The 25,023-nt window shown below is 34.8% G+C and carries 25 protein-coding genes; 17 read left to right on the forward strand and 8 right to left on the reverse strand.

Annotation, left to right across the window (positions count from 1 at the left end; genetic code table 11):
* Window positions 1-46: 46 nt before the first annotated feature.
* From BUA76_RS12355 to BUA76_RS12375, 5 genes are all read left to right on the forward strand, one after another.
* Entirely contained in the window at window positions 47-520 is a 474-nt protein-coding gene (locus tag BUA76_RS12355; protein WP_029294631.1) for a Fur family transcriptional regulator, read from the forward strand.
* Window positions 513-2,276 (forward strand): OstA-like protein, encoded by a 1,764-nt coding sequence (locus BUA76_RS12360; RefSeq protein WP_072885117.1) that lies wholly within the window; start codon window positions 513-515, stop codon window positions 2,274-2,276. The genes BUA76_RS12355 and BUA76_RS12360 overlap by 8 nt, the downstream gene beginning before the upstream one ends.
* A gap of 434 nt (window positions 2,277-2,710) precedes the next feature.
* Complete coding sequence (locus BUA76_RS12365) at window positions 2,711-3,886, forward strand: aspartate aminotransferase family protein (protein ID WP_072885230.1); 1,176 nt, start codon at window positions 2,711-2,713, stop codon at window positions 3,884-3,886.
* A gap of 256 nt (window positions 3,887-4,142) precedes the next feature.
* Complete coding sequence (locus tag BUA76_RS12370) at window positions 4,143-4,529, forward strand: START-like domain-containing protein (RefSeq protein WP_066433531.1); 387 nt, start codon at window positions 4,143-4,145, stop codon at window positions 4,527-4,529.
* A 74-nt stretch (window positions 4,530-4,603) separates the two neighbouring features.
* On the forward strand, window positions 4,604-5,410 hold the full coding sequence (locus BUA76_RS12375; protein ID WP_072885118.1) for an aminotransferase class IV: 807 nt from the start codon (window positions 4,604-4,606) through the stop codon (window positions 5,408-5,410).
* Window positions 5,411-5,689: 279 nt separating this feature from the next.
* Here the strand turns inward: BUA76_RS12375 and BUA76_RS12380 are convergent, their stop codons facing one another.
* Entirely contained in the window at window positions 5,690-6,238 is a 549-nt protein-coding gene (locus BUA76_RS12380) for a YqgE/AlgH family protein (RefSeq protein ID WP_072885119.1), read from the reverse strand.
* A 24-nt stretch (window positions 6,239-6,262) separates the two neighbouring features.
* Here BUA76_RS12380 and pdxH point away from each other — a divergent pair, with 24 nt between their 5' ends.
* Window positions 6,263-6,907 carry a pyridoxamine 5'-phosphate oxidase gene (pdxH, locus tag BUA76_RS12385; RefSeq protein WP_072885120.1) on the forward strand — a complete coding sequence of 215 codons (645 nt, stop codon included), beginning with the start codon at window positions 6,263-6,265 and terminating at the stop codon, window positions 6,905-6,907.
* A gap of 175 nt (window positions 6,908-7,082) precedes the next feature.
* Here pdxH and BUA76_RS12390 read toward each other — a convergent pair whose 3' ends face one another.
* Window positions 7,083-7,373 (reverse strand): HU family DNA-binding protein, encoded by a 291-nt coding sequence (locus tag BUA76_RS12390; protein ID WP_029294646.1) that lies wholly within the window; start codon window positions 7,371-7,373, stop codon window positions 7,083-7,085.
* 400 nt (window positions 7,374-7,773) lie between these two features.
* Between BUA76_RS12390 and panD the strand changes: the two genes are divergently transcribed.
* The 3 genes from panD (at window position 7,774) to BUA76_RS12405 (ending at window position 9,911) form a co-directional block, all read left to right on the forward strand.
* The gene (panD, locus tag BUA76_RS12395; protein ID WP_066433540.1) at window positions 7,774-8,124 is read left to right on the forward strand and encodes an aspartate 1-decarboxylase; all 351 of its coding nucleotides are present in this window, start codon (window positions 7,774-7,776) and stop codon (window positions 8,122-8,124) included.
* A 3-nt stretch (window positions 8,125-8,127) separates the two neighbouring features.
* Window positions 8,128-9,156: a lysylphosphatidylglycerol synthase transmembrane domain-containing protein gene (locus tag BUA76_RS12400; protein WP_072885121.1), complete on the forward strand. Its 1,029-nt coding sequence runs from the start codon at window positions 8,128-8,130 to the stop codon at window positions 9,154-9,156.
* 179 nt (window positions 9,157-9,335) lie between these two features.
* Window positions 9,336-9,911, forward strand: a complete 576-nt coding sequence (locus BUA76_RS12405) for a TerD family protein (protein WP_072885122.1) — start codon at window positions 9,336-9,338, stop codon at window positions 9,909-9,911.
* A 34-nt stretch (window positions 9,912-9,945) separates the two neighbouring features.
* On the opposite strand, the gene BUA76_RS12410 is transcribed toward BUA76_RS12405, so the two are convergent.
* From BUA76_RS12410 to BUA76_RS12425, 4 genes are all read right to left on the reverse strand, one after another.
* Complete coding sequence (locus tag BUA76_RS12410; protein WP_072885123.1) at window positions 9,946-10,551, reverse strand: hypothetical protein; 606 nt, start codon at window positions 10,549-10,551, stop codon at window positions 9,946-9,948.
* A 125-nt stretch (window positions 10,552-10,676) separates the two neighbouring features.
* Window positions 10,677-11,402, reverse strand: a complete 726-nt coding sequence (locus BUA76_RS12415) for a hypothetical protein (protein WP_072885124.1) — start codon at window positions 11,400-11,402, stop codon at window positions 10,677-10,679.
* Window positions 11,395-12,507, reverse strand: a complete 1,113-nt coding sequence (locus BUA76_RS12420; protein ID WP_072885125.1) for an AAA family ATPase — start codon at window positions 12,505-12,507, stop codon at window positions 11,395-11,397. Before BUA76_RS12420 ends, BUA76_RS12415 begins: the two co-directional genes overlap by 8 nt.
* 65 nt (window positions 12,508-12,572) lie before the next feature.
* Window positions 12,573-14,642: a M3 family metallopeptidase gene (locus BUA76_RS12425; RefSeq protein ID WP_072885126.1), complete on the reverse strand. Its 2,070-nt coding sequence runs from the start codon at window positions 14,640-14,642 to the stop codon at window positions 12,573-12,575.
* A gap of 204 nt (window positions 14,643-14,846) precedes the next feature.
* Between BUA76_RS12425 and BUA76_RS12430 the strand changes: the two genes are divergently transcribed.
* From BUA76_RS12430 to rimM, 5 genes are all read left to right on the forward strand, one after another.
* Window positions 14,847-15,380 (forward strand): SRPBCC family protein, encoded by a 534-nt coding sequence (locus BUA76_RS12430; RefSeq protein WP_072885127.1) that lies wholly within the window; start codon window positions 14,847-14,849, stop codon window positions 15,378-15,380.
* A gap of 130 nt (window positions 15,381-15,510) precedes the next feature.
* Entirely contained in the window at window positions 15,511-15,960 is a 450-nt protein-coding gene (locus BUA76_RS12435) for a GreA/GreB family elongation factor (RefSeq protein WP_072885128.1), read from the forward strand.
* Between the two features lie 177 nt (window positions 15,961-16,137).
* On the forward strand, window positions 16,138-16,653 hold the full coding sequence (locus BUA76_RS12440; protein WP_072885129.1) for a nitroreductase family protein: 516 nt from the start codon (window positions 16,138-16,140) through the stop codon (window positions 16,651-16,653).
* A gap of 222 nt (window positions 16,654-16,875) precedes the next feature.
* Window positions 16,876-17,430, forward strand: coding sequence for a 30S ribosomal protein S16 (locus BUA76_RS12445; protein ID WP_072885130.1), 555 nt, complete (start codon window positions 16,876-16,878; stop codon window positions 17,428-17,430).
* An 11-nt stretch (window positions 17,431-17,441) separates the two neighbouring features.
* Window positions 17,442-17,984: a ribosome maturation factor RimM gene (gene rimM, locus BUA76_RS12450; RefSeq protein ID WP_072885131.1), complete on the forward strand. Its 543-nt coding sequence runs from the start codon at window positions 17,442-17,444 to the stop codon at window positions 17,982-17,984.
* Between the two features lie 43 nt (window positions 17,985-18,027).
* Here the strand turns inward: rimM and BUA76_RS12455 are convergent, their stop codons facing one another.
* Window positions 18,028-21,102, reverse strand: a complete 3,075-nt coding sequence (locus BUA76_RS12455) for an Eco57I restriction-modification methylase domain-containing protein (protein ID WP_072885132.1) — start codon at window positions 21,100-21,102, stop codon at window positions 18,028-18,030.
* Between the two features lie 35 nt (window positions 21,103-21,137).
* Window positions 21,138-22,064 (reverse strand): helix-turn-helix domain-containing protein, encoded by a 927-nt coding sequence (locus BUA76_RS12460; protein ID WP_072885133.1) that lies wholly within the window; start codon window positions 22,062-22,064, stop codon window positions 21,138-21,140.
* A gap of 107 nt (window positions 22,065-22,171) precedes the next feature.
* Here BUA76_RS12460 and BUA76_RS12465 point away from each other — a divergent pair, with 107 nt between their 5' ends.
* From BUA76_RS12465 to asnS, 3 genes are all read left to right on the forward strand, one after another.
* Window positions 22,172-22,771: a CDP-alcohol phosphatidyltransferase family protein gene (locus BUA76_RS12465; protein ID WP_072885134.1), complete on the forward strand. Its 600-nt coding sequence runs from the start codon at window positions 22,172-22,174 to the stop codon at window positions 22,769-22,771.
* A 12-nt stretch (window positions 22,772-22,783) separates the two neighbouring features.
* A complete protein-coding gene (locus tag BUA76_RS12470) occupies window positions 22,784-23,428 on the forward strand; it encodes a hypothetical protein (protein WP_228408488.1) in 645 nt (214 codons plus the stop codon).
* Between the two features lie 93 nt (window positions 23,429-23,521).
* Window positions 23,522-24,970, forward strand: coding sequence for an asparagine--tRNA ligase (gene asnS / locus BUA76_RS12475; RefSeq protein ID WP_072885135.1), 1,449 nt, complete (start codon window positions 23,522-23,524; stop codon window positions 24,968-24,970).
* Window positions 24,971-25,023 lie beyond the last annotated feature (53 nt).

The following is a 25,023-nucleotide window of genomic DNA, read 5'->3' on the forward strand; positions in this document are numbered from 1 at the left end:
ATATGTATTTAAATAAAAATCAATAAATTTGTATATAATTTTTTTGATGGATACAATACAAAAAGAAAAAAATATTGCACTGATTAAAGATGTTTTAAGAAACTATTTACTTGAAAAGGGTTTCAGAAACACTCCTGAACGATATACAATATTAGAAGAAATATACAGTATGGATCATCACTTTAATGTTGATGATCTGTACCTTTTGATGCTGCAGAAAAAATATCACGTTTCCAAAGCAACCATTTACAATACGATTGAGATCTTTCTTGATGCTGGCCTGATCCGCAAGCATCAGTTCGGAGAGAAAACATTAACTTCTTCTTCCTACGAAAAATCTTATTTTGATAAGCAGCACGATCACCTGGTGATCTATAAAAAAGATTCTGATAAGGAAATTGAGGAAATTATAGAATTTTGCGATCCGAGAATCCAGGGAATTAAAGAAGCTATTGAAGAAGCATTCGGGGTGAAGATCGATTCTCATTCGCTGTATTTTTATGGTACAAAGAATGACTAACCGATCATTACGCCTTATTACAGGCCTTTTTATCTGCATTTCCTCTTTTATTTATGCACAGGACAACAATCAGAAACCTTTGCAGAAAGATCCTTATTTTACTCCCAATACAGTTCCGCAGAAAAATGCGCCGCCTCCGGAGAAAGTAAAGCATATCCATTCCGATGAACTGCGTAAAGATCCTGCTAAATATGATGGCAACAATTATTTTACAGGCAATGTTCAGTTTGAGCATCAGGGATCTTTGCTGAATGCTGATCTCGTGATTGTGTATGAAGGACAGAATTTTGTAAAAGCAGTTGGCAACGTAAAGCTTCAAAATGCAGATGGTTCCGTAATTACTGCGGATGAAATGGAGTACGACGGCAATACCCAACGCGGAATTGCTAGGAAAAATGTAGTGCTTACAGATCCGAAAGGGACAGTGATCAAAACGGAAACCATGTATTATGACAGGGTTTCCAATCAGGCGTATTACAACACCGGCGGGACAATCAATGATGGGAAAAGTACGACCTATTCCAAAACTGCAACCTATTTTCTCGCCACAAGAACCATTGACCTTTCCGGAAGAGTAAAAATCGAAGACGCACAATATGTTCTGGAAGGAGATAATGTGGTTCAGAATCAGAATACCAATATCGTAAACATCAACGGTCCCACTACCATTATTAACAAAAAAAATCCTAAAAACCGTATTGTTACTGATAAAGGAAACTACAATACCAATACGAAGGAAGCTTTTTTATATAAGAATTCCAGAGTGTATTACAATGATAAAATTCTCACCGGAGATGAAATGTATTATAATCAGCTCACAGGATTCGGTAAAGCAACAGGAAATGTAACGATCGATGATCCGAATGAACAACGATGGATAAAAGGCGGATATGGAGAGATTTTTGAAAAGAAAGATTCTGCCATGATGACGAAAAATCCTTACGCAGTGAAAGCATTGGAAAAAGATTCCATGTATTTTGCAGCAGAAAAAATCATATCGTTTCAAAGACCGGATTCTGCTAATGTTAATGCTAAAAAAAGCTTTCTCCGCGCATTCAGGAAAGGGAGGTTTTACAAATCCAATGCACAGGGAAGAGCCGATTCTATCGCTTTCAATGAAACAGATGGCGTTTTGCATATGTATACAGAGCCTATTTTATGGAGCAACGGAAAGCAGGTAACCGGAGATAAAATTGAAGCCTATTTTAATACCGGAAAAGAAAACATCGATTCTTTGAAGGTTGTCGGAAATGCTTTTGCCATCAGTAAAGTAGACTCACTGAATATGAAAGACGAATTCAATCAGGTAAAAGGGAAACTGATGACTGTGTATTATGGGGAAGATAATAATATCAAAGAAGCAAAAGTAATCGGAAATGCACAGGCTATTACCTATTCAGATGATGTAAATGCACAGACCAGGCAAAAGGAAAGAATAGGGATATCGCTCAGCACATGCGGAATAATTGATGCGATCTTTGAAGAGAAAGCGTTATATGTGGTAGAATGTAATATCGGTGCCAATTCGGATACTTATCCGATGAGTATGATTGAACCTGCAAAACGTAAATTTCCTGACTTTAATTGGAATACCAAAGACAGAATATTGAAATGGCAGGATATTCTGGTGGATACTCCTAATTACCCTGAAATAAAATATGAATCAGATACTGCCCTTTATGATTCTGCACAGAAAGTGATTGATGATGAAAAGGCTAAAGAGGAAGCTAAAAAGCCAAAAAGAGCCCGCAGATAAATTTAAAGTATAAAATTGATTAATGCATACTCACCATTTTACAGCTAAAATGGTGAGTTACTTTTTACGAATCTTTTGATATTGCATGTTCGCTCCTTTTTTTATGAAAAATTCAATTTATTCAAATTATTTTATTTCATTATTTAGTGAATATTAAATTCTCATATTAATTGAGTTTTAATGATATAATCATTTCATCAATTGTTGAATTGAGTCACTATATGAGAAAAAAAATGCATTTTTTTTGAAAAATATGTATTTGTAATATTTTTTTTCATATATTTAAACCGTAAAATATTGTTAATCTATATTAATATTTTGTGATTTGGTGGTTTCGCTTACAGCTTTTGGCTGTAAGCGTTTTTATTTTACCGCTTTAATTTCGGCATTTAATGAATGTTTTTTAGCTTTGCTGAAATTTTTCAATAATGGAAATGCAAAAAGATTTTTTTATATATCAGGCTCAGACCACAAAATTTGCGGCAGGATTTGAAGTGGAAAAAGCAGAAGGAAGCTATATTTACGGAACCGATGGAAAAAAGTATCTTGATTTTGTAGCTGGCGTTTCTGCAAATACACTGGGACATTCCCATCCTAAAGTAGTAAGTGCCATTAAAGAACAGGCTGAGAAATATCTGCATGTAATGGTATACGGCGAATATGCACAAGAAAAACCGGTTGCTTTATGTAAGCTTCTTGCAGAATCAACTCCGGATCCGCTGGAAATCACTTACCTCGTCAACAGCGGTGCGGAAGCAATAGATGGGAGTCTTAAATTGGCTAAAAGATATACAGGGAGAGAAGAAATCGTTTCATTTAAAAATTCCTATCACGGCAATACCCATGGAGCATTAAGTGTTTCCGGAAACGAAACGCACAAAAGAGAATTTCGTCCGCTGTTACCTATGGTGACGTTTATTGAGTTCAATAACGAAAATGATTTTGATAAAATAACGGAAAAAACGGCCTGTGTAATCATGGAAACCATTCAGGGAGCAGCAGGATTTTTAGTTCCTGATCCGGATTATTTAGTAAGATTAAAAAAAAGATGTGAAGAGGTAGGCGCTTTATTAATTTTAGATGAAATACAGCCGGGATTCGGTAGAACCGGAAAACTCTTCTCATTTGAGCATTTCGGAGTGGTTCCGGATATTCTGGTTATGGGAAAAGGAATGGGCGGCGGAGTGCCGGTAGGCGCTTTTATGAGTTCTAAAAAAATCATGGAAACTCTGGCGCATTCTCCAAAGCTTGGTCATATCACTACTTTTGGGGGAAACCCGCTTATTGCAGCCTCAAGTTACGCCACTCTGAAAGAAGTTCTGGAAAGCGGACTGATGAATGAAATTGATGAAAAAGAACAATTATACAGAAAACTTCTCGTTCACCCTAAAATTAAAAATATTAACGGAAAAGGCTTAATGCTGGCGGTAAATCTTGGATCTCCCGACTTTACCCTTGATGTTGCCAAAAAATGTATGGAAAAAGGGCTTATTGTTTTCTGGCAACTGTACAGAAATGAATATCTCAGGATATCTCCTCCACTTACGATTTCAAAGGAAGAAATTACAGAAGGCTGTAAGATTATTCTTGATGTTTTAAATGAAAATTAAATAACGGAAAGCATCGAATTTTTTCGGTGCTTTCTGCTTTATAAGATTAAAAAAAATATTCGGCTAGAGAAAAATGTCAATAAAAAAAGGATTTTGAAAAATCTTATCCGGCACCCATATTTATTGCAAAAATAAGATCATTGAATTATTTAAAAATTCTGACAAATATCATGAAGATTATGTAAAAAAGTAAATACATTTTTGTGTAATAAAAAAATTAATTTATATATTGCGGGACGATTAAAACAAAGATTATATGGCGAAACATAAAGTCCATTACGAATTTCCAATGCATTGTTTATCAGAGATTTTATATGAATATCTGGCAACTGCGGAGGGGTTGTCTGAATGGTTTGCGGATGAGGTGACAGAGAAAGGGGATGACTTCTATTTTAGCTGGGGAGGCGGCCCTGCCGAAAAGGCGACTTTGATACGATATAAGCCTGAAGGTTTCGTACGTTTCAGATGGGAAGAAGATGAAGGAACGAAGCATTTCTTTGAAATGACAATCACAATCGACGATATTACTGAAGATCTGGCGCTGAATATTACAGACTTCTGCGAAGAAGGAGATGAAGAAGAAAATGCAATGTATTGGGAAAACCTTATTGAAAACCTTAGAATAAAATTGGGTGCTGCTTAAATGTAAGCCGTATTGCAGATAAAACTGATGAACGATTTATCGTTCATTATTTTTTTATAATAAATCAGAATAAATTGGAAAATCAATATTTTACATCAGGAGAATTGGATGTTAAGAACAGAGCATTTCTATCGGGAGATACAGTGAAGGTTTCATTCTTTGTAAGAGATGCAAAATTAATCATGGATGAAGAATGCTATTTTTTTCTTATGGCCTCCATGAGAAAAATGAGAATGAATATCCCGCTTTCTTATACCTTGGAATTTTTCCAGTCTGTTTTCAATAAAGAGGTTATTGAAAGAGGTGTGAAAAACGGGATCATCAATTTTCAGGTATTCCGGAATATGGACGGAATTACCTTATCGAAATCCTCCGTGTCTTATTATTATGAAATCGTGGAAATGAACGATGTATTGTATGTTCACGAAAGACCGCTGGAGCTGGATCTGATCAAGGAGATTAATGTTAATAATAATCTTTTGAGTAATATCCGTGTTCATAGTCCCGAAAATATTTACGGTGAAATTTACGCTCAGGAGAATGATCTTGACGACGTGATTTTCTTAAATCCGTCAAAAAGGATTGCAAGGGCAGGAACCGGGAACCTTCTGTTTCTGGAAGGTGATGTTATTAAAATTCCAAAACAGACTGAAGGGGCTTATATCTCGCCTTTAATGGAAAACTTTGTTACGTTTTTACATAAAAATAATCTTGCAGATATTCAGGAGCATGAAATTATCGCTTTTGAGTCTCAGAAAGCGGAAGAGATTTTATTGATTTCGGAAGAAAAAGGAATATTTTCCGTTGGTAAAATAAGAAATAAAACTTTCGGAAAAAACCGTTTTTTAGAGTTAACGGAGGCTTGGAGGAAAAGTTTTTAGAAATTGACAAACCCGGTAAACAACAAAAGTTCCAAAAAGTCCTTTACCGGGTTTTATTCTGAATAATCAGAAATTGTATCGTTTATAGATATCCAGTGGGAATATCAAAGATTTTTGAGACAAGATAGCGGTAGAAAGTACTGATAAAACAAGCGGTCTGATTCCTTTCATAGCGGTTAAGTTTTTGGTTATACAAATAACGGAAATAATTTGATAAAATTGGATTTAAGATATCCTAAATATTTGTTAAAATTGATAGGCTTAAAGCTATAACCTGTTCTAATTGAGAGAAATGTCTTCCGGAGAGTTTGCCCAAAGCAGATATTCACCACCCAGATTCTGCATAATAGATTTCCAAAGCGTCTGATCATTCGGTAAAGTATAGTCAAGATTATAAACATCTACTACAGTCCACATTTTACGCTGAATCTCTTCGTCAAGCTGCATGGAAGTCCATCCCGAATATCCTGAAAATATTTTAATATCATTGATGCTTAACTCACTATTGAGAACGGCGCTGATGATATTTTCAATATCTTCCGTAAGGTAAAAATCCGGAGTAATTTCTATAAAATGTTCCGTTACCTTTTTGCCTTTAACGATAAAGAAAACTTTATCATTTTCTACAGGACCGCCATCATATACTTCAATCTTAAACTCGAACATATCTTTAAATTTATCGCTCATCTGACTGTTTTTCTTATTCAGAATCAAGCCGAATGCACCCTGCTCATTATGTTCAATGACCAATACTACCGAACGGGAAAAAATATCACCGGAAATATCAGGTGTGGAAATTAATATTTTACCTTTGTAGGAGTAATTCATACTCAAATTTAATAAAAAATATTTATGGAAAACCTGCACGATAAAAGAAAAGTGTACGAGAGATCCCAACTTATTGAAAGTGAGATAAAACAAAATCCCATTGAGCAATTCAGGGATTGGTTTACCGAAGCTTCCGACAATCCGGGAATCTCTGAAGCTAATGCTATGGCGGTTTCTACAATAGAGCAAGACGGCTGTCCGCGTACAAGAATGGTTTTGCTTAAAGCCTATACTTATGAAGGTTTTATTTTCTACACCAATTACGACAGCAGGAAAGGAAAAGCCATTGAAAAAACACATAAAGCATGTCTTCACTTTTTCTGGCCCACCCTGGAAAGACAGATTATAATTAAAGCCAGTCTGGAGCGCATTGCTGAAAATCTAAGCGACGGCTACTTTCATTCACGTCCGAAAGGCAGCCAGCTAGGTGCGGTAGTTTCACCGCAGAGTCAGGAAATTCCGGATAGAAAGTTTCTGGAACGGAAGTTAGCAGAGCTGGAAAAACAATACGAAAATACCGAGGTTCCGCGACCTGAAAACTGGGGTGGTTACATTGCAAAACCTTATGAAATAGAATTTTGGCAGGGAAGACCAAATCGTTTGCACGACAGGATTATTTATGAATTAATTGATGGTCTGGATTGGAAGATTTCACGTTTAGCGCCTTAATTTTTTCTGAATAACTTTGATTACTTTCTAATCTTCAGTACCAATAATTGTAAGTAGGACTATAGCCCCGAAAACGGTGACTGAACCTCCCCAAAATGGAAGCTGAGGTTCTCGAAGCCACAATAAAAAAACCTCATCATTTGATGAGGTTAATTTGTTTCATTAATCTGAATGATTATTTTTTCTTAGCTCCTGAAACTGCGTTTGATAGATCAGCTCCCGCCTTGAATTTAGCAACTTTTTTAGCAGCAATTTTGATTGGCTTTTTAGTAGCAGGGTTAATACCTTGTCTTGCAGCTCTCTCAGCAACTGAGAAAGTACCGAATCCTACTAAAGAAACTTTTCCGTCTTTTTTCTTTAAAGTAGTCATTACATTGTTGATGAATGATTCTAAAGCAGCTTTAGCGGCAACTTTAGTGATACCTGCATCTTTTGCGATTGCGTCGATTAATTCAGACTTGTTCATAATTTTTTTAATATTAAAGTTAGTTCGTTATAATAGCAAATATAATACTATTTTCTATATGTGCAATTTTTTTATAAAAAAATAAGCAAATTTTTCATTTTTAACTTAATTTGGTTAAAATATGATAATTTACATTTTCACGTAAAATGTAGGATACACGCCACTAAAATCATGCCAAATGCTTATGTATATTGACTTTATGAAAATTGGCTCATTGTTTTTTGTATTTATTAAATCCTAAATTCTATGTAAAGTAATAATACTTTTTATTATTATTTGTCGAATTTATAATTAAAAATGATAACTATTACATTTTAATGAATTAAATGTCTGTCTCACTGATGGTTTTAAAATCATTGCAAAAAGTCGTTTTATTGATTTTTATTAATAAATTTGCATTATGTTAATAGAAGTTTTTAAGTCTAAGATTCACAGGGTGAGAGTTACGGCTTCTGACCTTAATTATATCGGCAGTATTACCATAGATGAAGACCTTATTGAAGCAGCAGGTCTTGTTGTTGGAGAAAGAGTATATATCGTAAATGTAAATAACGGTGAGCGTTTTGATACTTATGTGATCAAAGGAAAAAGAAAATCCGGAGAAGTTTGTCTTAATGGGCCGGCTGCCAGAAAAGTACAGAGGGACGATATCATTATCATTATCGCTTATGCACAAATGACTCCTGAAGAAGCCAGAGATTTTCAGCCAAAAATTGTTTTCCCGGATGAAAAAACAAATCTTTTGACGTAATCTATGGAGAAAAAAACAAAAAACCCCTTAAAATCAATTCTTACAATAGTGATTTCGCTTGCTTTTGCAGGCTTTTTTTTATGGGTTGCCTTAAAAGGATTAGACTTTAAAGTTATACAGAAATCATTGTCCAAGGCCAATTACTGGTGGGTGGCATTTGCAGCATGCTTCGGAATTGCAGCATATTGGTTCAGGGCAATACGCTGGAACCTGATGCTGGAACCGATGGGATACAAAATTTCAAACGCAAATTCACTCTGGTCGATTTCTTTTGGATATTTGATGAATCTTACCATCCCGAGAAGTGGTGAAGTCGCACGGGCAACTGCTTTGTACGGAGTGGAAAAAGTTCCCGTTGACCAGTCTTTCGGAACGATTATCCTGGAAAGAGTAGTGGATTTGGTTTGTATGCTTTGTTTTTTAGGTCTAACTCTCATTTTTAAAGGAGATGTCATTTCATCTGTTTATAAAAATTCAGGAGCTGATTTTAATCCCAATAAAATCTTTTTCATTGTAGGGACTTTATTGGTGGGTGCAATTTTGTTTTTTATATTTAAAAAAAGGCTGGCAGATATTCCAGTTTTAGATAAAATCATCAAATTTATAGACGGGATACTCGATGGCTTAACTTCCATTTTCAAATTAAAGCAAAAAGGAAAATTCATCCTTTACACCATAGGAATCTGGGTTTCCTATTATTTTGCAGCCTATCTGGTTTGCTTCGCATTGCCGGAAACTTCGGGTTTTACTTTTGATGACGGATTTTTGATTCTTGTAGTAGGTACCTTCGGGATGATTATCCCTGCAAGCGGTGGAATCGGAGCGTTTAACCTGGCGATGAAGTACGGTTTTATGGCCTTATTTATATCCATGGGGAAAAGCGGTGAAGTGGGTGGCGAAGTAGGATTAACCTATTCTTTCATTTCATTGCCGTTGCAGATTTTCATTATGCTGGTAATGGGATTAATTTCCATTCCGATGCTGGCGAAAGAGAGAAATAAGATCGTTGCACAAAAAGAATTTACAGAATAAACTAGTTTAGGTAAAAATATATTATCCGGTCGCAGAATCGGATTTTTTTATGCCTGAATAAAAGGAAGTTCTATTCTTTAACCTGTAATATGGCTGTCTTTTTTATCGTAAAATATTTTGGAAAATTCCCAAAACAGCCATACATTAGATACAAAATACAATAAACACATCATACTGTTATGGCAATTAATTTACAGAAAGGACAAAGAATTGATCTTGGATTCACGAAAATGACCATCGGTCTTGGATGGGATCCGAATGAAGGGATGGGATATGACTTTGACCTTGATGCTTCTGCAATTATGATCAATGCGGAACGAAAACTGGTAAGTGAAGAATATTTTGTTTTTTATAATAATCTAAACTCTCCCGACGGTGCTCTTACGCATACAGGAGATGATCCGAGCGGTAAAAACAGCGACGGTGATGATGATGAATCCATTGTCATTGATCTCGAAAAAGTTGATGAGCGGGTTCAGGAAATTCTTTTTGTAGTAACCATAGAGGATTATGAAAGAAGAAAACAGAATTTCGGGCAGGTGAGAAATTCATATATTAGGATTATTGATAATCTTACCCATCAGGAAATTGCCAAATATGAGCTTGACGAAGACTTTTCCATCGAAACGGGAATTGAGTTCGGAAGACTCTACAAACGCAACGGAAACTGGAAATTCGAAGCTTCCGGAATCGGGTACAGAGCTGATTTAGGCTTTTTCCTCGAAAAATATTACAAAGGACAAATCATAAAATAAACTAAATAAGAGGCTTCCCATAAGAAGTCTCTTTTTAAATTATAATAATAGAGCCCTTATAAAAATTAGTACAGTCGTAAAGATCAGAAAAGTATTGATACATTTCCGGTTGCAGAGCTAAGCCGAATCTTTTTTCCGCGTAACCTTTTTCTGCCAGAGCATAGAGAACTTTGTGATCCTGCTTTAGAAAATCGAAAAGATATTTTTCTTCACTGTTTGCCATTCCGGTAAAAAAGATTCCGTAGATCAGAAAATGCGTGAAGCTTTCAGAATTTATGATGAAAGAAAACCTGTTATCTACATAACTCTCATAATCTGCTAATATTTTAGAAAAATTTTCAGCGCATAACGGCTCAGAAATCTCGTAAAAAATATCTATTCCATGAATGAAAAGCTGGGCTTTCAGCTCTTCGGGATCCGGATGATAGCGGGATTCAAACCAGTTGAAAATGCAGATAAATTCTTCCCTTGAAAGGTTTTCTACATTATCCGCTGTTTTTCTTTTAATGATTTCCAGGCTTGCTTCTTTATCGTCTTCCATGAACGGAAGCATGCTTTTTTCTTCACTGCAAAGTTTATTGTAAAGATTGATCTTGGCGCTGACAGGATTGGTCTTAATGAAATAGAGTCTGTCTTTCATAATGCTATGTAATCCCTTGTTTATTTGGTGTTTCAGTACTAAAGGTAGTGAAAAATTGTTAGAGGATGTTTTTAATTATATAATTGAAAATAATATAAATTCTAAAATAAAATATTATATTAAAACTATTTTATTAAATCTTTTAATTTTTCATAACCATAATAATCGTGCAAAAAAATTGGAAAAGCACTTAAAACCCCAACTGTAGAATCAATGCTAATGTATTTATTTAGTTGATGTATGAAAACAGTTTGTTGGAAAGCTATATAATCAGGATATGTATATGAGTTATTGATTATATAGTTCATTTTACTAAGGTGGGCAACAATTAGTTCTTTCCAAGTTTGTTTTTTGTAAATTGTAAAATCCTGTAAATTTTGTAAACAAGTTTTACCTACTATATTTTTGTAACCAATTTTTACTTTGCATTGGACTTTTAAGTCTTTAAAAGTTTTATAATCAGATATATGTTTAAGGGACTCTACCATTGGATAACTTAGATAAAGTTTTCCCTTATCTGTTTCTTCATTAAAGAAAGCCAAAAGCTCATTTATCTTACTGTCATTTGCTATTATATCATGCCCATCATAATCAAAAAACATATAAATTTCAGCAAAATCATGTCTTTCGAAGTCTTCTAATATTTTTTTATTAGTCTCATTTCTATTTTTGATAAGATTAAAAGTATCTAAATCCTCGTCCTCTGCTATTTCTTTATAAATCTGATAAATTGTAGAGCAGTAAGCACATGTTATAATTGTATTTTCATTAAGAAAAAATTTATTCAAATTATCAGTAATTTGTACTTCTGTTTTCTCACCTTCGAAGATGAATAATATATTATTAGACATTGAATGATCCTGCTTTGTACATTTTTTCTATGTTATGAGCTTCCCTTAATTCTTTTGAAGTACTCTTTGATAGAGAGCGTATTATATTCTTATTCATTAAAAAATAGCAGTCAGGTCTTAATAAATCATTTGTTATAATTGATGTGTTATGAGTTGTAAGTGCAAATTGAACTCCAATATTTTTTAATTCCTTAACAATAAGTGCTGATAATTCGTGATGGTAAAAAGCATCAAATTCGTCTATAAAAACAAAAGATACTTTGGACTTTTCTTTAATTCTCTGAAACCAAAAATAAAAAAGCGTGAGTGCCCAAGTACCATGAGAGCATGCTTTTTCGAACGGGATATAAGTATCCTCAAAATCAAACGCTATTATTTTTTTATCTAGTTCTTCAACAGCTTTTAATTTACATTCAATTCCCGCTTCATTTAAAAATTGTTCAAAATCTTTTACATTATTTTTTTCCACAATATCTTCAAGAGCATTTCTTCCCCCCAATTCTAAACCTAGATACATATTGTTTCTGAGTGATCTAAAAAAGAGCATTCCATCTATAAACTTAAAAAAATTATTAAAAGTTGTATTTACCGAATTTTCTTCTAAAATAGAATTGTTCCTGATATATTTTAAAACTGATAATTCTTGATTATCAATAGTAGTTTTTAATGTTTCTGTACCTTGAAATTTTATAATTGCATTATTGCTTTCATTTCTATCTAAGATTACTAAATCTTCTCCGTTTATTGAGAATTTTTCGTAAATAATTGTTTTATAATCCGCTTTTTTGTATTCGTAAATTACTTTATTAGAGTTTATTAAAAACTCATAATAAAATTCAGCATACTTAGAATCGTTGTATGCATTCAAATATATCTCATATTCTTTTTCATTCTTGTTTTGATCTGTCAAATGCTCTATTATGTCAAATAAAGCTAATCCTAAATTAGATTTACCAACGCCATTATGACCATAAACAAGAATATTATTTACAATTCCATTCTTTATGCATTCACTATTAAAATTGTAGCCATTAGTTTCCGTTAAGTCTAATAAGAAATCTTTATTAAAACTTTTGAAATTTGAAACTTTGAATTTTGCTAACATTGTATCAATTAATTTTATTCAAAGATAGAAAAAAAAACAATTGCCGTATTTTTTTTACGGTAGTTTTATCCAAATGCTCTTTTTAGTAAACTTTCTACTTTTGGTTCGCTTCCTCTGAAACTCTTGTACAGTTCCATCGGGTCTTTGGTACCGCCGGAAGAAAGAAGAACTTTGTATTTCGCAGCAATTTCAGGATTGAAAATTCCGTTTTCCTTAAAATACTGGAAAGCATCGGCATCCAGAACTTCTGCCCATTTATAGGAATAATAACCTGCAGAATATCCGCCCTGAAAAATATGTGAGAAACTCGGGCTCATCGCTGTTTCAGGGTTTGCGGGGTATAATTGTGTAGCTTTTGTGTAAGCATCTTCAAATTCTTTCACACTTTTATTCTCCAACTCTCCAACTTTCGTATGGTAATTCATATCCAGCAATCCAAAACCGATTTGTCTTAAGGTCTGATATCCTTCCATAAAGTTTTTCGACTGGGCAATTTTTTCAATTTTTTCATCCGGCAGCACTTCCCCGGTTTTATAATGTCTTGCAAAAGTTTTCAAAAATTCCGGTTCGTAGCAGAAGTTTTCTAAAAACTGCGAAGGCAATTCCACGAAATCCCATTTTACAGAAGTTCCCGAAAGAGTAGGATATTGCGTATCGGCAAGCATTCCGTGAAGCGCATGTCCAAATTCATGGAATAAAGTTGTTACTTCCTGGAATGTCAGTAAACTCGGTGTGTCCTTCGTCGGTTTGCTGAAGTTGCATACAATGGAAATATGCGGACGGGAATTTTCTCCGGCTTTCTGGTATTGGTTTTTATAGCTCGTCATCCATGCTCCTGCTCTCTTGCCTTTTCTTGGGAAATAGTCTACGTAAAGCAGGGCTTTAAATGCTTTTGGCTTCAGGCTTTTGGCTTCTGGCACATTGTCATTCTCAGCTTGTGAAAGAATCTCGGAAACCTCATATACTTTCACGTCTTCATGGTATTTCGGGATATCATTTCTTTCCTCAAAAGTTAGATGGAAAAGTTTTTCAGCCAATCCAAAAACGGCATCCTGAACCTGATTTAAAGGGAAGTAAGGTTTTAATTCCTCGTCATTCAGATCAAATTTTGCCTTTCGTAGCTTTTCGGCGTAAAAAGCGTGATCGTAAGCCTGTATTTCTTCAATTCCGTCTGCTTTTGCCAGTGATTTTAATTCTTCAATTTCTTTGTCGGCATAGGGTTTGGCTTTGGTTAAAAGCTCGTTCAGGAAATCAATAACTTTTGCGGGAGATTTTGCCATTCGTTCTTCCAGAATATAATCTGCATAATTTTTATAGCCTAATAATTCTGCCTTCTGCTGTTTTAAATTCAGCAATTCTTTTATTAAATTCTGATTGTCGAATTCGCTGCCGTCGAAAGATTTTTTACCGTTGGCTAAGGCGATTTCTTTTCTCAGTTCCCGGTTTTCGGCATACGTCATGAAAGGAATATAGCTCGGATACTGCAGCGTTACCACCCATCCTTCAAGGTTTCTTTCTTTAGCTTCTTCGGCGTATTGTTCAAGAATAGCCTCCGGAATTCCGGCTAGATCTTCCTTATTAGTGATGTGTTTAAAATAATTATTGGTTGAAGCCAGTACATTCTGCCCGAACTGAAGCGATTTTACAGACAGTTCCATGCTGATCTTCTTTAATTTTTCCTTATCCTCGTCATTCAGCAAAGCGCCGCTTCTTACAAAACCTTTGTAAGTTTCATTTAAAAGCATCTGCTGTTCTTCGTTCAGGTCGTATTTATCCTTTTCATCATACACTTTTTTGATCTTGTTGAAAAGGGCTTCATTTTGAGAGATTTTTGCAGAATATTCGGTTAAAATCGGTGAGACTTCCTGGGCGATCTTTTGCAGTTCATCGCTGGTTTCCGCAGAATTCAGATTGAAAAATATATTGGAAATCACATCAAGCTGCTCTCCGGAATAAGCGAGTTCTTCAATCACGTTTTCAAAAGTAGGATCTTCGGGATTGTTGACAATAGCATCAATTTCTTCTTCCGATTTCTTTATTAATTCTTTAAAGGCCGGAAGGTAATCTTCATTGTTGATTTTGTTAAATGGTGCTGAATGATATGGTGTATTAAATTTTTCTGTTAAAATATTCATATTTTCATTTTTTTAATTCCTGTAAATGTAATAATTCTGCCGAACTGAAACCGAAATTGCTCAAAAATGATGCCTGAGAAAGAACATGTGACAAAATTGACGGTGGAGAATAATCTTGTCATATGCGAAGAAAAGATGATGAGGAATTGATTACTTTTGACAGCAATAAAAACACGAGAAAAAATTAATTTTAAATAAAGAACTATGAAAACAATTCTGAAAATCCTAGGTGTCATTATTTTACTTATTGTTGTATATGCAGTAATTGCCATGATTGCTTTCGGCAGCAATTATCATTACGAAAAATCAATGGTGATTAAAGCTCCGAAAGAAAAAGTCTGGCAACAGGTAAGCTCGATGCAGGCATTTAATCAATGGAATCCGTGGATGAAGCTCGATCCTAATATGAAAATTGCTTATTCCGGAACTTCCGGTGAAGTTGGTGATAAATACTGCTGGGACAGTAAAAATGACGATGCCGGAGCGGGCTGTCAGGAACTTAAAGAGGTTATCCCTGGCCAAAAGCAAAAAACAGAAATGATTTTTAAAAGACCCTTTGACGGACAGGCCACCTCCGAAATTACGCTTTCTCCGGAAGGTAACGATACCAAAGTAACCTGGACCATAGATACAGAGCAGGAAACCTGGATGAAAATAATGCGACCAATGATGGATTACCAGATGGGAAAATCCTATGAAGAAGGCCTTAACAATCTCAAAAAATTAGTTGAAAAATAAAACGAAAGCCTTGTGAAAATTATTCGCAGGGCTTTTTTTACTATTATTTATGATTGATTGAATTATAATTGTTATTGTAGGCAGAATGAATATTATTTAAAAATATTATCTTTATATAAAGATTCGATGTATGGAGAAGATAGTATTTGAGAAAAATAACATAAGAGATTATGTGAAAACCGTGATTGCCGAGAAAATAGAAAAGCTTAAAAACTTTATTGAATTTACTCAGGAAGCAAGCCGCGATATAAAAAAGACTCCGAAATATGACAGCATGCGCGAGGAAATGCAGGAGGAAATCTATCAGATGCAGCGTCAGTTGGGAGCGCTGAATGATTTAAAAAGAAACATGGCCAAAGTACTTAATAATTCCACGGAAAGAGTACAGCTCGGTTCTTTGGTTATTACGAATAAAGCCCGATTTTATATTTCTGTATCATTGGGAGAATTCTTTTTTGAAGGCGACCGGTTCTATGCCATTTCCTCCGAAAGCCCGATGGCCAAAAAAATGATGGGTATGAAATCAGGCGACGAGTTCACGCTGAATAAAATCCATCAGAAGATTGTTGAAGTTTTATGATAGTGAAAAGTGAAACGTAAAAAGTGAAAAGTGAAAAGTAAGAAGTAAAAAGTGAAACGTATTTTTGATAAGCTTCTCACTTCTCACTTCTCACTTCTCACTTCTCACTTCTTACGTCTTACGTCTTACTTTTTACTTCTAACTCCCACTTCTCCGTCTTTTTCGTAATTTTGCACTATGAATAAAGCAGAAGTTTTAAAAGAAATCATAGCGCAAAGAAGAAGCATTTTTCCAAAAGATTATACCGAAGCGGAAATTTCACAGGAAATTATAGACGAAATTCTTCATTCAGCAACATTAGCACCGAATCATAAACGTACAAAACCGTGGCGTTTTAAGGTTTTTAAAGGGGAAGAAAAAGCAAAACTCGCCTCAGAAATGCAGGCAATCTATAAAGCAACCCAGTCCGAACAAGTTTTTTTAGAAAAAAAATACAACGATATCGGTTTTAAAATCAATAAAGCAGATGCTGTTGTTTCTATTGTTGTGAATTTCAGCGGAATGGTTCCGGAATGGGAAGAAATTGCCGCCGTTTCAATGGCCGTTCAGAATATGTATCTTACCTGCACGGCAAACGGAATCGGGTGTTACTGGAGTTCCCCGAAATTAACAGATCATTTAAAAGAATCCCTTACTATTGAAGAAAACCAGAAGTGTCTGGGCTTATTTTATTTGGGAAACCTGCAAGAATAGCCCTGATCGAGCGGCATGTTTGAGCTCTTTTCGTGTTTCGGCGGCGGCAAAGCCGCCGCCGAAACACGAAAAAGCGAGTAGCGAGAGCAGGTTCCCGGCTCCTGAAAAGTAATTGAATTCATAAAAACTTTTTTCATTGAGGCTTTTTACTTCAAACTTTTTTGTTATCTTTGCACTCTTAAAATATTTAACTGGGACGAGTTCCCTTAAAATTCAAACATTATGTCAGTAAAAATCAGATTACAAAGACACGGATCTAAAGGAAGACCTTTTTTCCACATCGTGGTTGCAGATTCAAGAGCTAGAAGAGATGGTAAATTCATCGAAAAGTTAGGAACTTACAACCCAATTACTAACCCTGCAACAATCGATTTAAATGTTGATTCTGCTGTAAAGTGGTTAAACAACGGTGCTCAGCCAACTGATACTGCGAGAGCTATTCTTTCTTACAAAGGTGCTCTTTACAAAAAACACTTACAAGGTGGTGTTGCTAAAGGAGCTTTTGATGAGGCTGAAGCTGAAAAAAGATTCAATGCCTGGGTAGAAGCTAAGGAAGCTAAAGTTCAAGGTAAAGTAGAAGGTTTGGCTACAGCTAAATCTGATGCTAAAAAAGCTGCTTTAGATGCTGAAGCTAAAGTAAATGAAGCAAGAATTGCTGCTGCTGCACAAGCTGAAGCGGATGCTAAAGCTGCTGAAGAAGCTGCAAACGCGCCTGCTGAAGAAACTACAGAAGGAGAAGCTGCTGCTGAATCTACAGAAGAAAACACTGAAGCGTAAGAGATTCCGGTATGCGTAAAGAAGATTGCTATTTATTAGGAAAAATCACACGCAGACACGGACTTGCGGGAAATGTTATCCTCAAACTGGATACCGATCAACCCGAGCTTTACAATAAATTGGAATCAATATTCGTTGAAATCAACGGATTATTGGTTCCTTTTTTTATTGAAAAATCATCCCGGAGCAAATCTGATGCACTGAATATATCATTCAAAAATTCTACGGAAGCATTAGTTGATCAGTCTTTAGGGAAAAATGTCTATTTACCTCTTTCTACCTTACCCAAACTTTCGGGAAAACAATTCTATTATCATGAGATCATCGGGTACAATATCCTTGATGAAAATGATAATGACTGCGGCGTAATCCGATCCGTAAACGATCAGACTGCACAAACCTACTTTATTACCAATCTCGACGGTAAAGAAGTAGTCATTCCTATTATCAAAGACTGGATTCTTGAAGTGAACAGAGAAGAAAAATTCATCAAAATGCAGCTTCCGGAAGGACTTATCGATGTTTTTCTGTTTCCTTCCAAAAAAGATGAATAAATCTTAAACAGCTTTAACAATTCACTCTATCATTTTCTATTCGTTACACTTTGTTCATATTCTCTTGTCTCTCAACAATTTCTATTTCTTCATCGGTTAATCCGTAAAGCTGATACACCATTTGGTCTATTTCTTTATCGGTAACTATTAATTTAGACTGGCAGTCTAACGCTCTTTTTTGCTCCTGTAAAAAGTAATCTTCCCATTCTGCTTTTTGGGAAAGAGAAAGGCTTATTTTTAGTTTTACCAGTTCTTTCAGAAATCCTGCAAAGGAGAGTTCGTGCCAATTTTGTAGTTTTTTGGAAAGCGTTTCCAGAGAAAATTCTCTTTGCAAAGTTCTTTGGAATTTGGCTGAAATTCCTTGCAATTCTTTATTGAGTGAAAGCATTTCATTAACAAAATTTGACAGCCTAATTTCATTCTCCTTTTCTAAATTTGGAATTGGAAAACTGGAGAGATTATCAAGACTAATTTTTGCGAATACTTTCCCTTGTATATCATGAAGTATTCTATAAAATATTGTTCCTGGTCTAGAATTTAAAATTGCCAAAAGAGCTTCCAGAGTTTTTCCACCTGAAAATTCATAAATGCCATGAACTAAAGTATCAAAATAGTAATTGTTCGTGTCTAAACAGGCAATAAGTTTATCACCAGTTTTTCTGACAACTATTTTTTTATTCTCAAATAACTCAGGGTTTCTTAAGGCAAAATCTATCCGATTTTGTTTCTTCATTCCTTCTTTAGACTTAATATCTTTGAGCGTAATTTTATATTCAATATTTTCATCATAATTTACATAATCTCCACTCCATCCTATTATATATCTTTGAATATCTTTTCCCCAAATGATGGGTTTATGATTATTCGAATCTTTTGATTTAGATATTAATATATGTTTTATATTTCCAGGATTTAATCCATTTTTTAATTTAAAGAAATCTTTTATTGGGTCTAATTTTAATAGCTTTTGAAGGATAGATTCTTTATCATCATCAATGATTGAAATCTCATAATTTGGAATATTTAAAAAAGATAGTTGAGATTTTGTGTTTTTAGTAACTCCAATTCCTGATATAAAGATTTCAGATGTTTCAGACTCTAATAATTTGATTTTGTTATTTAAGTCAATTTGATCTTTAATTTCAAAATTTAATAGTAGACTACTTCCTACTTCCGCATCTTCAAATACTTTTTCGGTAATAGTATGAATTTCATTAATTTGGACTTTGTTAAGTAATTCTTTTCTGATGGTCTTATAATGACTGTTAAATAATAAAGATTTAGGTATTATGAAATGTATAACTCCTTTGTGAAAGATTTGTAACATTCTTTCAATAAAGAGTATATATAAATTTGTTTTATAGTTTGTCAAAGGAAAATAACTATTATAGTATTCCTTTTCCTTTTCACTTATAAATATTCCATAGGGTGGATTTCCAATAACTACGTCAAAACCACCTTTTGCAAAAACTTGAGGAAATTCTTTGTTCCAGTTAAAGGCTTTTTCTCCTGCAATTTTAGGATTATCAATTAAAGAGTTTCCGCATTTTATATTGTTGCTTAGATCGTTAAGTTTACGGTTGGGTTCTGCAGTTCGCAGCCATAGGGAAAGTTTGGCTATTTCTACAGATTCCTCATTTAAATCTACTCCAAAAAGATTGTTTTCCAAAATACTTTCAGAATGGTAGGTAAATGCAATGGAAGAACCCGTAAGTTTAGCTTCTAATTCGTCTATGTATTTGTGTTCTTCGATCAGGAAGTTTAAGGCTTCATTAAGGAAAGCTCCACTTCCGCAGGCTGGATCTATAATGGTAATTTGATGCAGCCAAGTTCTGTAATCCTGTAGTTTTTGCAGAAGTGTGAGTTTGGTTTTTTGCTGGCGTTTTTTATCGGTGAAATAATCTTCTTCTACAACGCCTATTTCTGCTTTTTTTTCTTCACAAAGTTTGCCAACCGTATTTTCTACGATATATTTCGTAATGTATTTTGGGGTATAGAAAACACCGTCTTTTTTTCTTTTTGTTTTGGGTTTGTCTATTTTCTTTCCTTCCAGCTGGGCTTTTATCTCATCTATTTCATTAAGGGAATTTTCAAAAATATGCCCGAGAATGTTTACATCTACATCGCTGGCAAAATTATAATCTGCCAATTTTATGGTATGGTGAGCAAGAAGATCGTCGTCAATCGTAATATTGTTGAGAATTTCATCAGGTTTGAAGAGTCCACCGTTATAGGCGAAAACATCATATTGTTTTCCCTTAAAACCTGTATTGAGATAACCGAAATACTTTTTAAACCGATCATACAACGGAACATATTCGTCTAAATCTTTTAGCTTTTGCCATTGTTCTAAAATCATTCTTACCGAGTTGGGTGGAAGAAGTCCTCTGTCTTCACCGAAAAATAAAAACAAGAAACGGTCTAACAACTTTTGCGATTTTTTGAAGAGTTCTAGCTGGTCATATTCAGGATTCTGCTGTGTAAGATCTTGGAATAGGCTTCTCTTAAAAACAGAATAATCTTTGTAAAGTTTTTTGGTAATCTCATCCTCCTTGCTTACAGATTCATTTTTAATTTTTGCAGGAATATCTCCAGCAATGTTTTCGTGAGCCAGACATAAATAAAGCACATCAAATTGTTCTTTATTTAATTCGAACAGATTAAATTCTAAAAATTCAATAGCATTGTCTATGTAAAATCTAAGTTTCTCAAAATTAGAAGTAATTACATATTTACAATCTGCTTGATTATTCTTGTAGCCAAAAGCCTGATTTTCTATTTTTCCCAGATCTGTAGTGTCGGTGCCCTTCAGTTCTATGATAGCAAGAACTTTTTCATTGATGGTGATCGCTCCGTCTGCTTTTTTACTGTCCTTTACATTTTTATATTCCGTAGTAAGGTTGAAGTATGGTGTTGGATTTTTTGTATAACCCAAAACATTTACAAAAAGATCTATTAAGAATTCACCTTGATATTGTTCTTCTTTGGAGTTTTTAATGTTTTCCTGGATCTCAGGATTAAGAAAATGAGCGCAAAAAAGACTCCATTTTTCATTTAACCTTTTCGGGTCTAGTATTCGTAAATATTTATTGATTACAGTTTTTTGGAAAAGAGACATAATAAATTTTGTACGGTAAATTTAGCAAAAAATGATTACAATTTTTGTTGTAAATCTTCAATCTGCAGATATATTTTATTGAAGAACTTCTTTCTTTCCCGGTTACCGGAAGTGTTCAGCGATTTTGAGTTTTTAATCTGATGCTCAAAATAGTTATGTGTTTCTAGGCAGGTTTTGTCGTCATTAATCAACAGATATCCGAACATATTGGTAGGAATGGCAAAAAGCGACTGTTGCGGATGATGAAAAAAAATATCATTGGAAAGATGCATCAGTTCATTTTCGTACAGATGAAATTTCGGATTGATTTCTATCTTTTGCTCGATGTATTCTATTAATTCCTTTAATTCTTTCAGAATAATTCCGGCTTCTTCCCTTTTCAGAAGTCCGGTTTCATGATAGTAGACAATTTGCTGTAAAACACTGGCAGCAGTCATGTCGTTCCACAATTCCACCACGTTCTGTTCTTCATATATTTTCCTTAATTCTTTGGTATTCCATTCAAAATCCGGTGGAGAAAATTCCAGAAAAGGAATAAAGACCTGCTTGGCATTCAACAAATTCATCCAGACATAAATTTTAAAGCGGGAAAGCAGCGTGTCGGAAAGCGTGTAAAAAAAGGGAATGTCTTTTGCGGAATAATAGATGGTCATTTCACTGCTAAGTGGAAGATTTTCAAAAACTTTAAGGTTGTTTCTGAAAAAAGATTCCAGATCTTCGGTTTGAGTTACGGCTGAAGTTTTTCTTGCCACAATCTGATGATCGGAAACCTGAAACTGATCTAAAGAAATTTGATAATATTTGGCCAGTTCCAATGCTTCTTCAAAACTGAATTTTGCTTTCAGGGAAGTTCTCCTGTGCGCGGCATCATAGCTGATGTTGAGAATATTGGCAATTTCATCATTCAAAGACCTGTCCCCGATTTTTCTCCGGATCTGCCTGAGTAAAAGTTCCTGATGCATATTTTGCGATTTTCACAAATTTAGAAATTTATTTAATTTTTTTCCGCATTTATTCCAGTGTTTTTCACCAATACTTTTGAAGTATAATCTAAAATTCAATCAATATCATGAAAACAATACCTTATATGTTAATCGTTTTACGATTTATTCTTGCACCTGTCATTCTTTCCTTATCTTATTTCATAGGTGAAAAATCCCGGTTGTTAATTTTGGTTTTGATGTGTTTCGGATTAATCACCGATATTTTCGACGGAATAATCGCCCGAAAAACTGGTGTTTCTTCCGAAAAACTAAGACGGCTGGACAGTCAGACCGATATGATTTTCTGGCTTTCTTTAGGATTTGCCGTTTATTTTTTAAATCCTGATTTAATAAAAAATGAATGGATTGGCGTTATTATAATTCTGGGAATGGAAGCTTTATGTTATATTGAAAGCTGGCTGAAATTCGGAAAAGAAACCTGTACCCATGCCTTTTTATCAAAAATGTGGGGAATAAGTTTGCTGATTGCTTTTACCTATCTCATCGGATCCCAAGAAGCTGGATGGGCATTGTATCTGGCGGTTGTTCTCGGATTTATAGCACATATCGACGTGATTCTTATTATCCTGATTCTCCCGAAATGGCAATATGACGTTCCGAGTTCTTACCATGCATGGAAAATAAGAAAAGGAAAACATACTAAGAAAACAGTTTTATTTAATTAAACCTAATAACATATGAAAACACTGAAAATAAAATTCATCATTGTTGTACTTATTCTTATATTCGGAATAGACGTACATGGACAGTTTAAAACAGTTCAAGATAGTCTGGATTATGAACTTCATTACAAAAAATACTATGACTGTAAATATGAACCCGGCTATGTTTTAATCGTTCAAAAGAAAGGAAAAGCCATTGATCCGACAAAAAGCTGGAAGCCTGCAAAAGAAGGATTTGCCATGAGAATGGAAGCAATTTATGATCTGGAATTCCGGGACGGAAAAAGATACAGATCGGGCGTTATTAAAAATATTACAAAAGATTCTCTTACCATTTCTTCTACGATGAATGAAAATTGTGCGAAATACGAAGGAATACCCTATGAGTTTTTTACCTATTCCATAAAGGATATTATGATAGCTAGATTTATAAACGACAGATCATTGGGAATCTTCAGCAGGAAAAAGATAAATGACGATTATGAAGTCATCGCTATGAAGGTTGATAAAGCGAAATTGTGCCCTGCCGTATTAACATTCCCGAAACGGAATAATGAAGTAAAGGTCTGCCATTATTATTTAACGGATCAGGGCTACGATATACTGTATGAAACAAATGGCTTTCTGGATTATATGCAGTACCCAATTTACCAACAATAAATATCAAATTAAACGGATAGAACTATTTATGTCTTAAAACGTTTTTTGTACCTTTGCACTCATTAATTTTTACACAAAAAATTGAATCAACAAATGAAAAAGCAGACAATTAAGGAAATCCTTGAGGATTACAAGAAAGTATTACATCATGACATTACGGTTTACGGCTGGGTAAGAACATTCCGTGCCAATCGTTTTATTGCACTTAATGATGGATCTACGATTAATAATTTGCAGATTGTTGTTGATTTCGAAAATTTCGACGAGGAGATCATTTCTAAAATCAGTACAGCAGCTTCCCTTAAGATTGTAGGAGAGGTGGTAGAAAGCCAGGGAGCTGGACAGGCCGTGGAGATCCTCGCAAAAAAAATTACCATTTTAGGAGATAACTTTACGGAAGAAAGAGACAAAACTATTCTTCAGCCTAAAAAGCATTCTCTGGAAACATTAAGAGAGCAGGCTCACCTGAGATTCAGGACCAATTTATTCGGTGCGGTTTTCAGAGTGCGTCACGCCGTGAGTTTTGCCATCCATTCGTTCTTCAACCAGAATCAGTTCTTTTATATCAATACGCCTGTCATTACGGGAGCGGATGCAGAAGGAGCGGGAGAAATGTTTGGGGTTACCAACTTCGATTTAAACAATATTCCGAGAGACGAACAGGGAGATATTGATTTTGCACAGGATTTCTTCGGAAAAAAAACCAACCTAACGGTTTCGGGACAGCTTGAAGGAGAAACGGCAGCAATGGGATTGGGAAGAATTTATACATTCGGTCCTACGTTCCGTGCAGAAAATTCAAACACAACGAGACACCTTGCGGAATTCTGGATGATTGAGCCGGAAGTGGCTTTCAATAATCTTGAAGATAACATCGACCTTGCGGAAGACTTCCTGAAATACGTGATCCAATACGTTTTGGATAACTGTAAAGATGATCTTGATTTCTTAGACAAACGTTTTGCGGAAGAGCAAAAATCAAAGCCGGAGAAAGAAAGAGCGAAAGAAGGTCTTATTGAAAAGCTTGAAAATGTAGTTTCCAAACGTTTCAAGAGAGTTTCTTACACGGAAGCGATTGAGATTCTATTAAACTCTAAAGAAAATAAAAAAGGTAAATTCCAGTATCCTGTTGAAAACTGGGGAACCGATCTTCAGTCGGAACATGAGAGATATCTGGTGGAAAAACATTTTGAAAGCCCGGTAGTTTTGTTTGATTATCCGAAAGAGATCAAAGCATTCTACATGAAACTGAATGAAGACGGGAAAACCGTTGCGGCAATGGATGTTCTTTTCCCGGGAATCGGTGAAATCATTGGTGGTTCTGAAAGAGAAGCACGACTGGATGTATTAAAGCAGAAAATGACAGATATGCATGTTGATGAGCATGAACTTTGGTGGTACCTGGATACCAGAAAATTCGGTTCTGTTCCGCATGCAGGATTTGGTTTAGGATTGGAAAGGCTGGTTCTTTTCGTAACGGGAATGACGAATATCAGGGATGTAATTCCTTTCCCAAGAACACCTAAGAATGCAGAATTCTAAAAAATATTCTTAAAATACTGAAATCCTTCCAAACAAAACGGAAGGATTTTTTT

It is taken from the genome of Chryseobacterium takakiae, assembly GCF_900129385.1.
GTDB classification, from domain to species: domain Bacteria; phylum Bacteroidota; class Bacteroidia; order Flavobacteriales; family Weeksellaceae; genus Chryseobacterium; species Chryseobacterium takakiae.

What these genes read in the sequence shown, in the direction of transcription:
- BUA76_RS12355 (WP_029294631.1), top strand. Translation starts at nt 47, where the DNA reads ATGGATACAATACAAAAAGAAAAAAATATTGCACTGATTAAAGATGTT.
- rimM (WP_072885131.1), top strand. Translation starts at nt 17,442, where the DNA reads ATGCGTAAAGAAGATTGCTATTTATTAGGAAAAATCACACGCAGACAC.
- BUA76_RS12400 (WP_072885121.1), top strand. Translation starts at nt 8,128, where the DNA reads ATGGAGAAAAAAACAAAAAACCCCTTAAAATCAATTCTTACAATAGTG.
- BUA76_RS12365 (WP_072885230.1), top strand. Translation starts at nt 2,711, where the DNA reads ATGCAAAAAGATTTTTTTATATATCAGGCTCAGACCACAAAATTTGCG.
- BUA76_RS12425 (WP_072885126.1), bottom strand. Translation starts at nt 14,642, where the DNA reads ATGAATATTTTAACAGAAAAATTTAATACACCATATCATTCAGCACCA.
- BUA76_RS12370 (WP_066433531.1), top strand. Translation starts at nt 4,143, where the DNA reads ATGGCGAAACATAAAGTCCATTACGAATTTCCAATGCATTGTTTATCA.
- panD (WP_066433540.1), top strand. Translation starts at nt 7,774, where the DNA reads ATGTTAATAGAAGTTTTTAAGTCTAAGATTCACAGGGTGAGAGTTACG.
- BUA76_RS12430 (WP_072885127.1), top strand. Translation starts at nt 14,847, where the DNA reads ATGAAAACAATTCTGAAAATCCTAGGTGTCATTATTTTACTTATTGTT.
- BUA76_RS12465 (WP_072885134.1), top strand. Translation starts at nt 22,172, where the DNA reads ATGAAAACAATACCTTATATGTTAATCGTTTTACGATTTATTCTTGCA.
- BUA76_RS12455 (WP_072885132.1), bottom strand. Translation starts at nt 21,102, where the DNA reads ATGTCTCTTTTCCAAAAAACTGTAATCAATAAATATTTACGAATACTA.
- BUA76_RS12380 (WP_072885119.1), bottom strand. Translation starts at nt 6,238, where the DNA reads ATGAATTACTCCTACAAAGGTAAAATATTAATTTCCACACCTGATATT.
- BUA76_RS12405 (WP_072885122.1), top strand. Translation starts at nt 9,336, where the DNA reads ATGGCAATTAATTTACAGAAAGGACAAAGAATTGATCTTGGATTCACG.
- BUA76_RS12390 (WP_029294646.1), bottom strand. Translation starts at nt 7,373, where the DNA reads ATGAACAAGTCTGAATTAATCGACGCAATCGCAAAAGATGCAGGTATC.
- BUA76_RS12420 (WP_072885125.1), bottom strand. Translation starts at nt 12,507, where the DNA reads ATGTTAGCAAAATTCAAAGTTTCAAATTTCAAAAGTTTTAATAAAGAT.
- BUA76_RS12435 (WP_072885128.1), top strand. Translation starts at nt 15,511, where the DNA reads ATGGAGAAGATAGTATTTGAGAAAAATAACATAAGAGATTATGTGAAA.
- BUA76_RS12410 (WP_072885123.1), bottom strand. Translation starts at nt 10,551, where the DNA reads ATGAAAGACAGACTCTATTTCATTAAGACCAATCCTGTCAGCGCCAAG.
- asnS (WP_072885135.1), top strand. Translation starts at nt 23,522, where the DNA reads ATGAAAAAGCAGACAATTAAGGAAATCCTTGAGGATTACAAGAAAGTA.
- BUA76_RS12360 (WP_072885117.1), top strand. Translation starts at nt 513, where the DNA reads ATGACTAACCGATCATTACGCCTTATTACAGGCCTTTTTATCTGCATT.
- BUA76_RS12445 (WP_072885130.1), top strand. Translation starts at nt 16,876, where the DNA reads ATGTCAGTAAAAATCAGATTACAAAGACACGGATCTAAAGGAAGACCT.
- pdxH (WP_072885120.1), top strand. Translation starts at nt 6,263, where the DNA reads ATGGAAAACCTGCACGATAAAAGAAAAGTGTACGAGAGATCCCAACTT.
- BUA76_RS12440 (WP_072885129.1), top strand. Translation starts at nt 16,138, where the DNA reads ATGAATAAAGCAGAAGTTTTAAAAGAAATCATAGCGCAAAGAAGAAGC.
- BUA76_RS12460 (WP_072885133.1), bottom strand. Translation starts at nt 22,064, where the DNA reads ATGCATCAGGAACTTTTACTCAGGCAGATCCGGAGAAAAATCGGGGAC.
- BUA76_RS12415 (WP_072885124.1), bottom strand. Translation starts at nt 11,402, where the DNA reads ATGTCTAATAATATATTATTCATCTTCGAAGGTGAGAAAACAGAAGTA.
- BUA76_RS12470 (WP_228408488.1), top strand. Translation starts at nt 22,784, where the DNA reads ATGAAAACACTGAAAATAAAATTCATCATTGTTGTACTTATTCTTATA.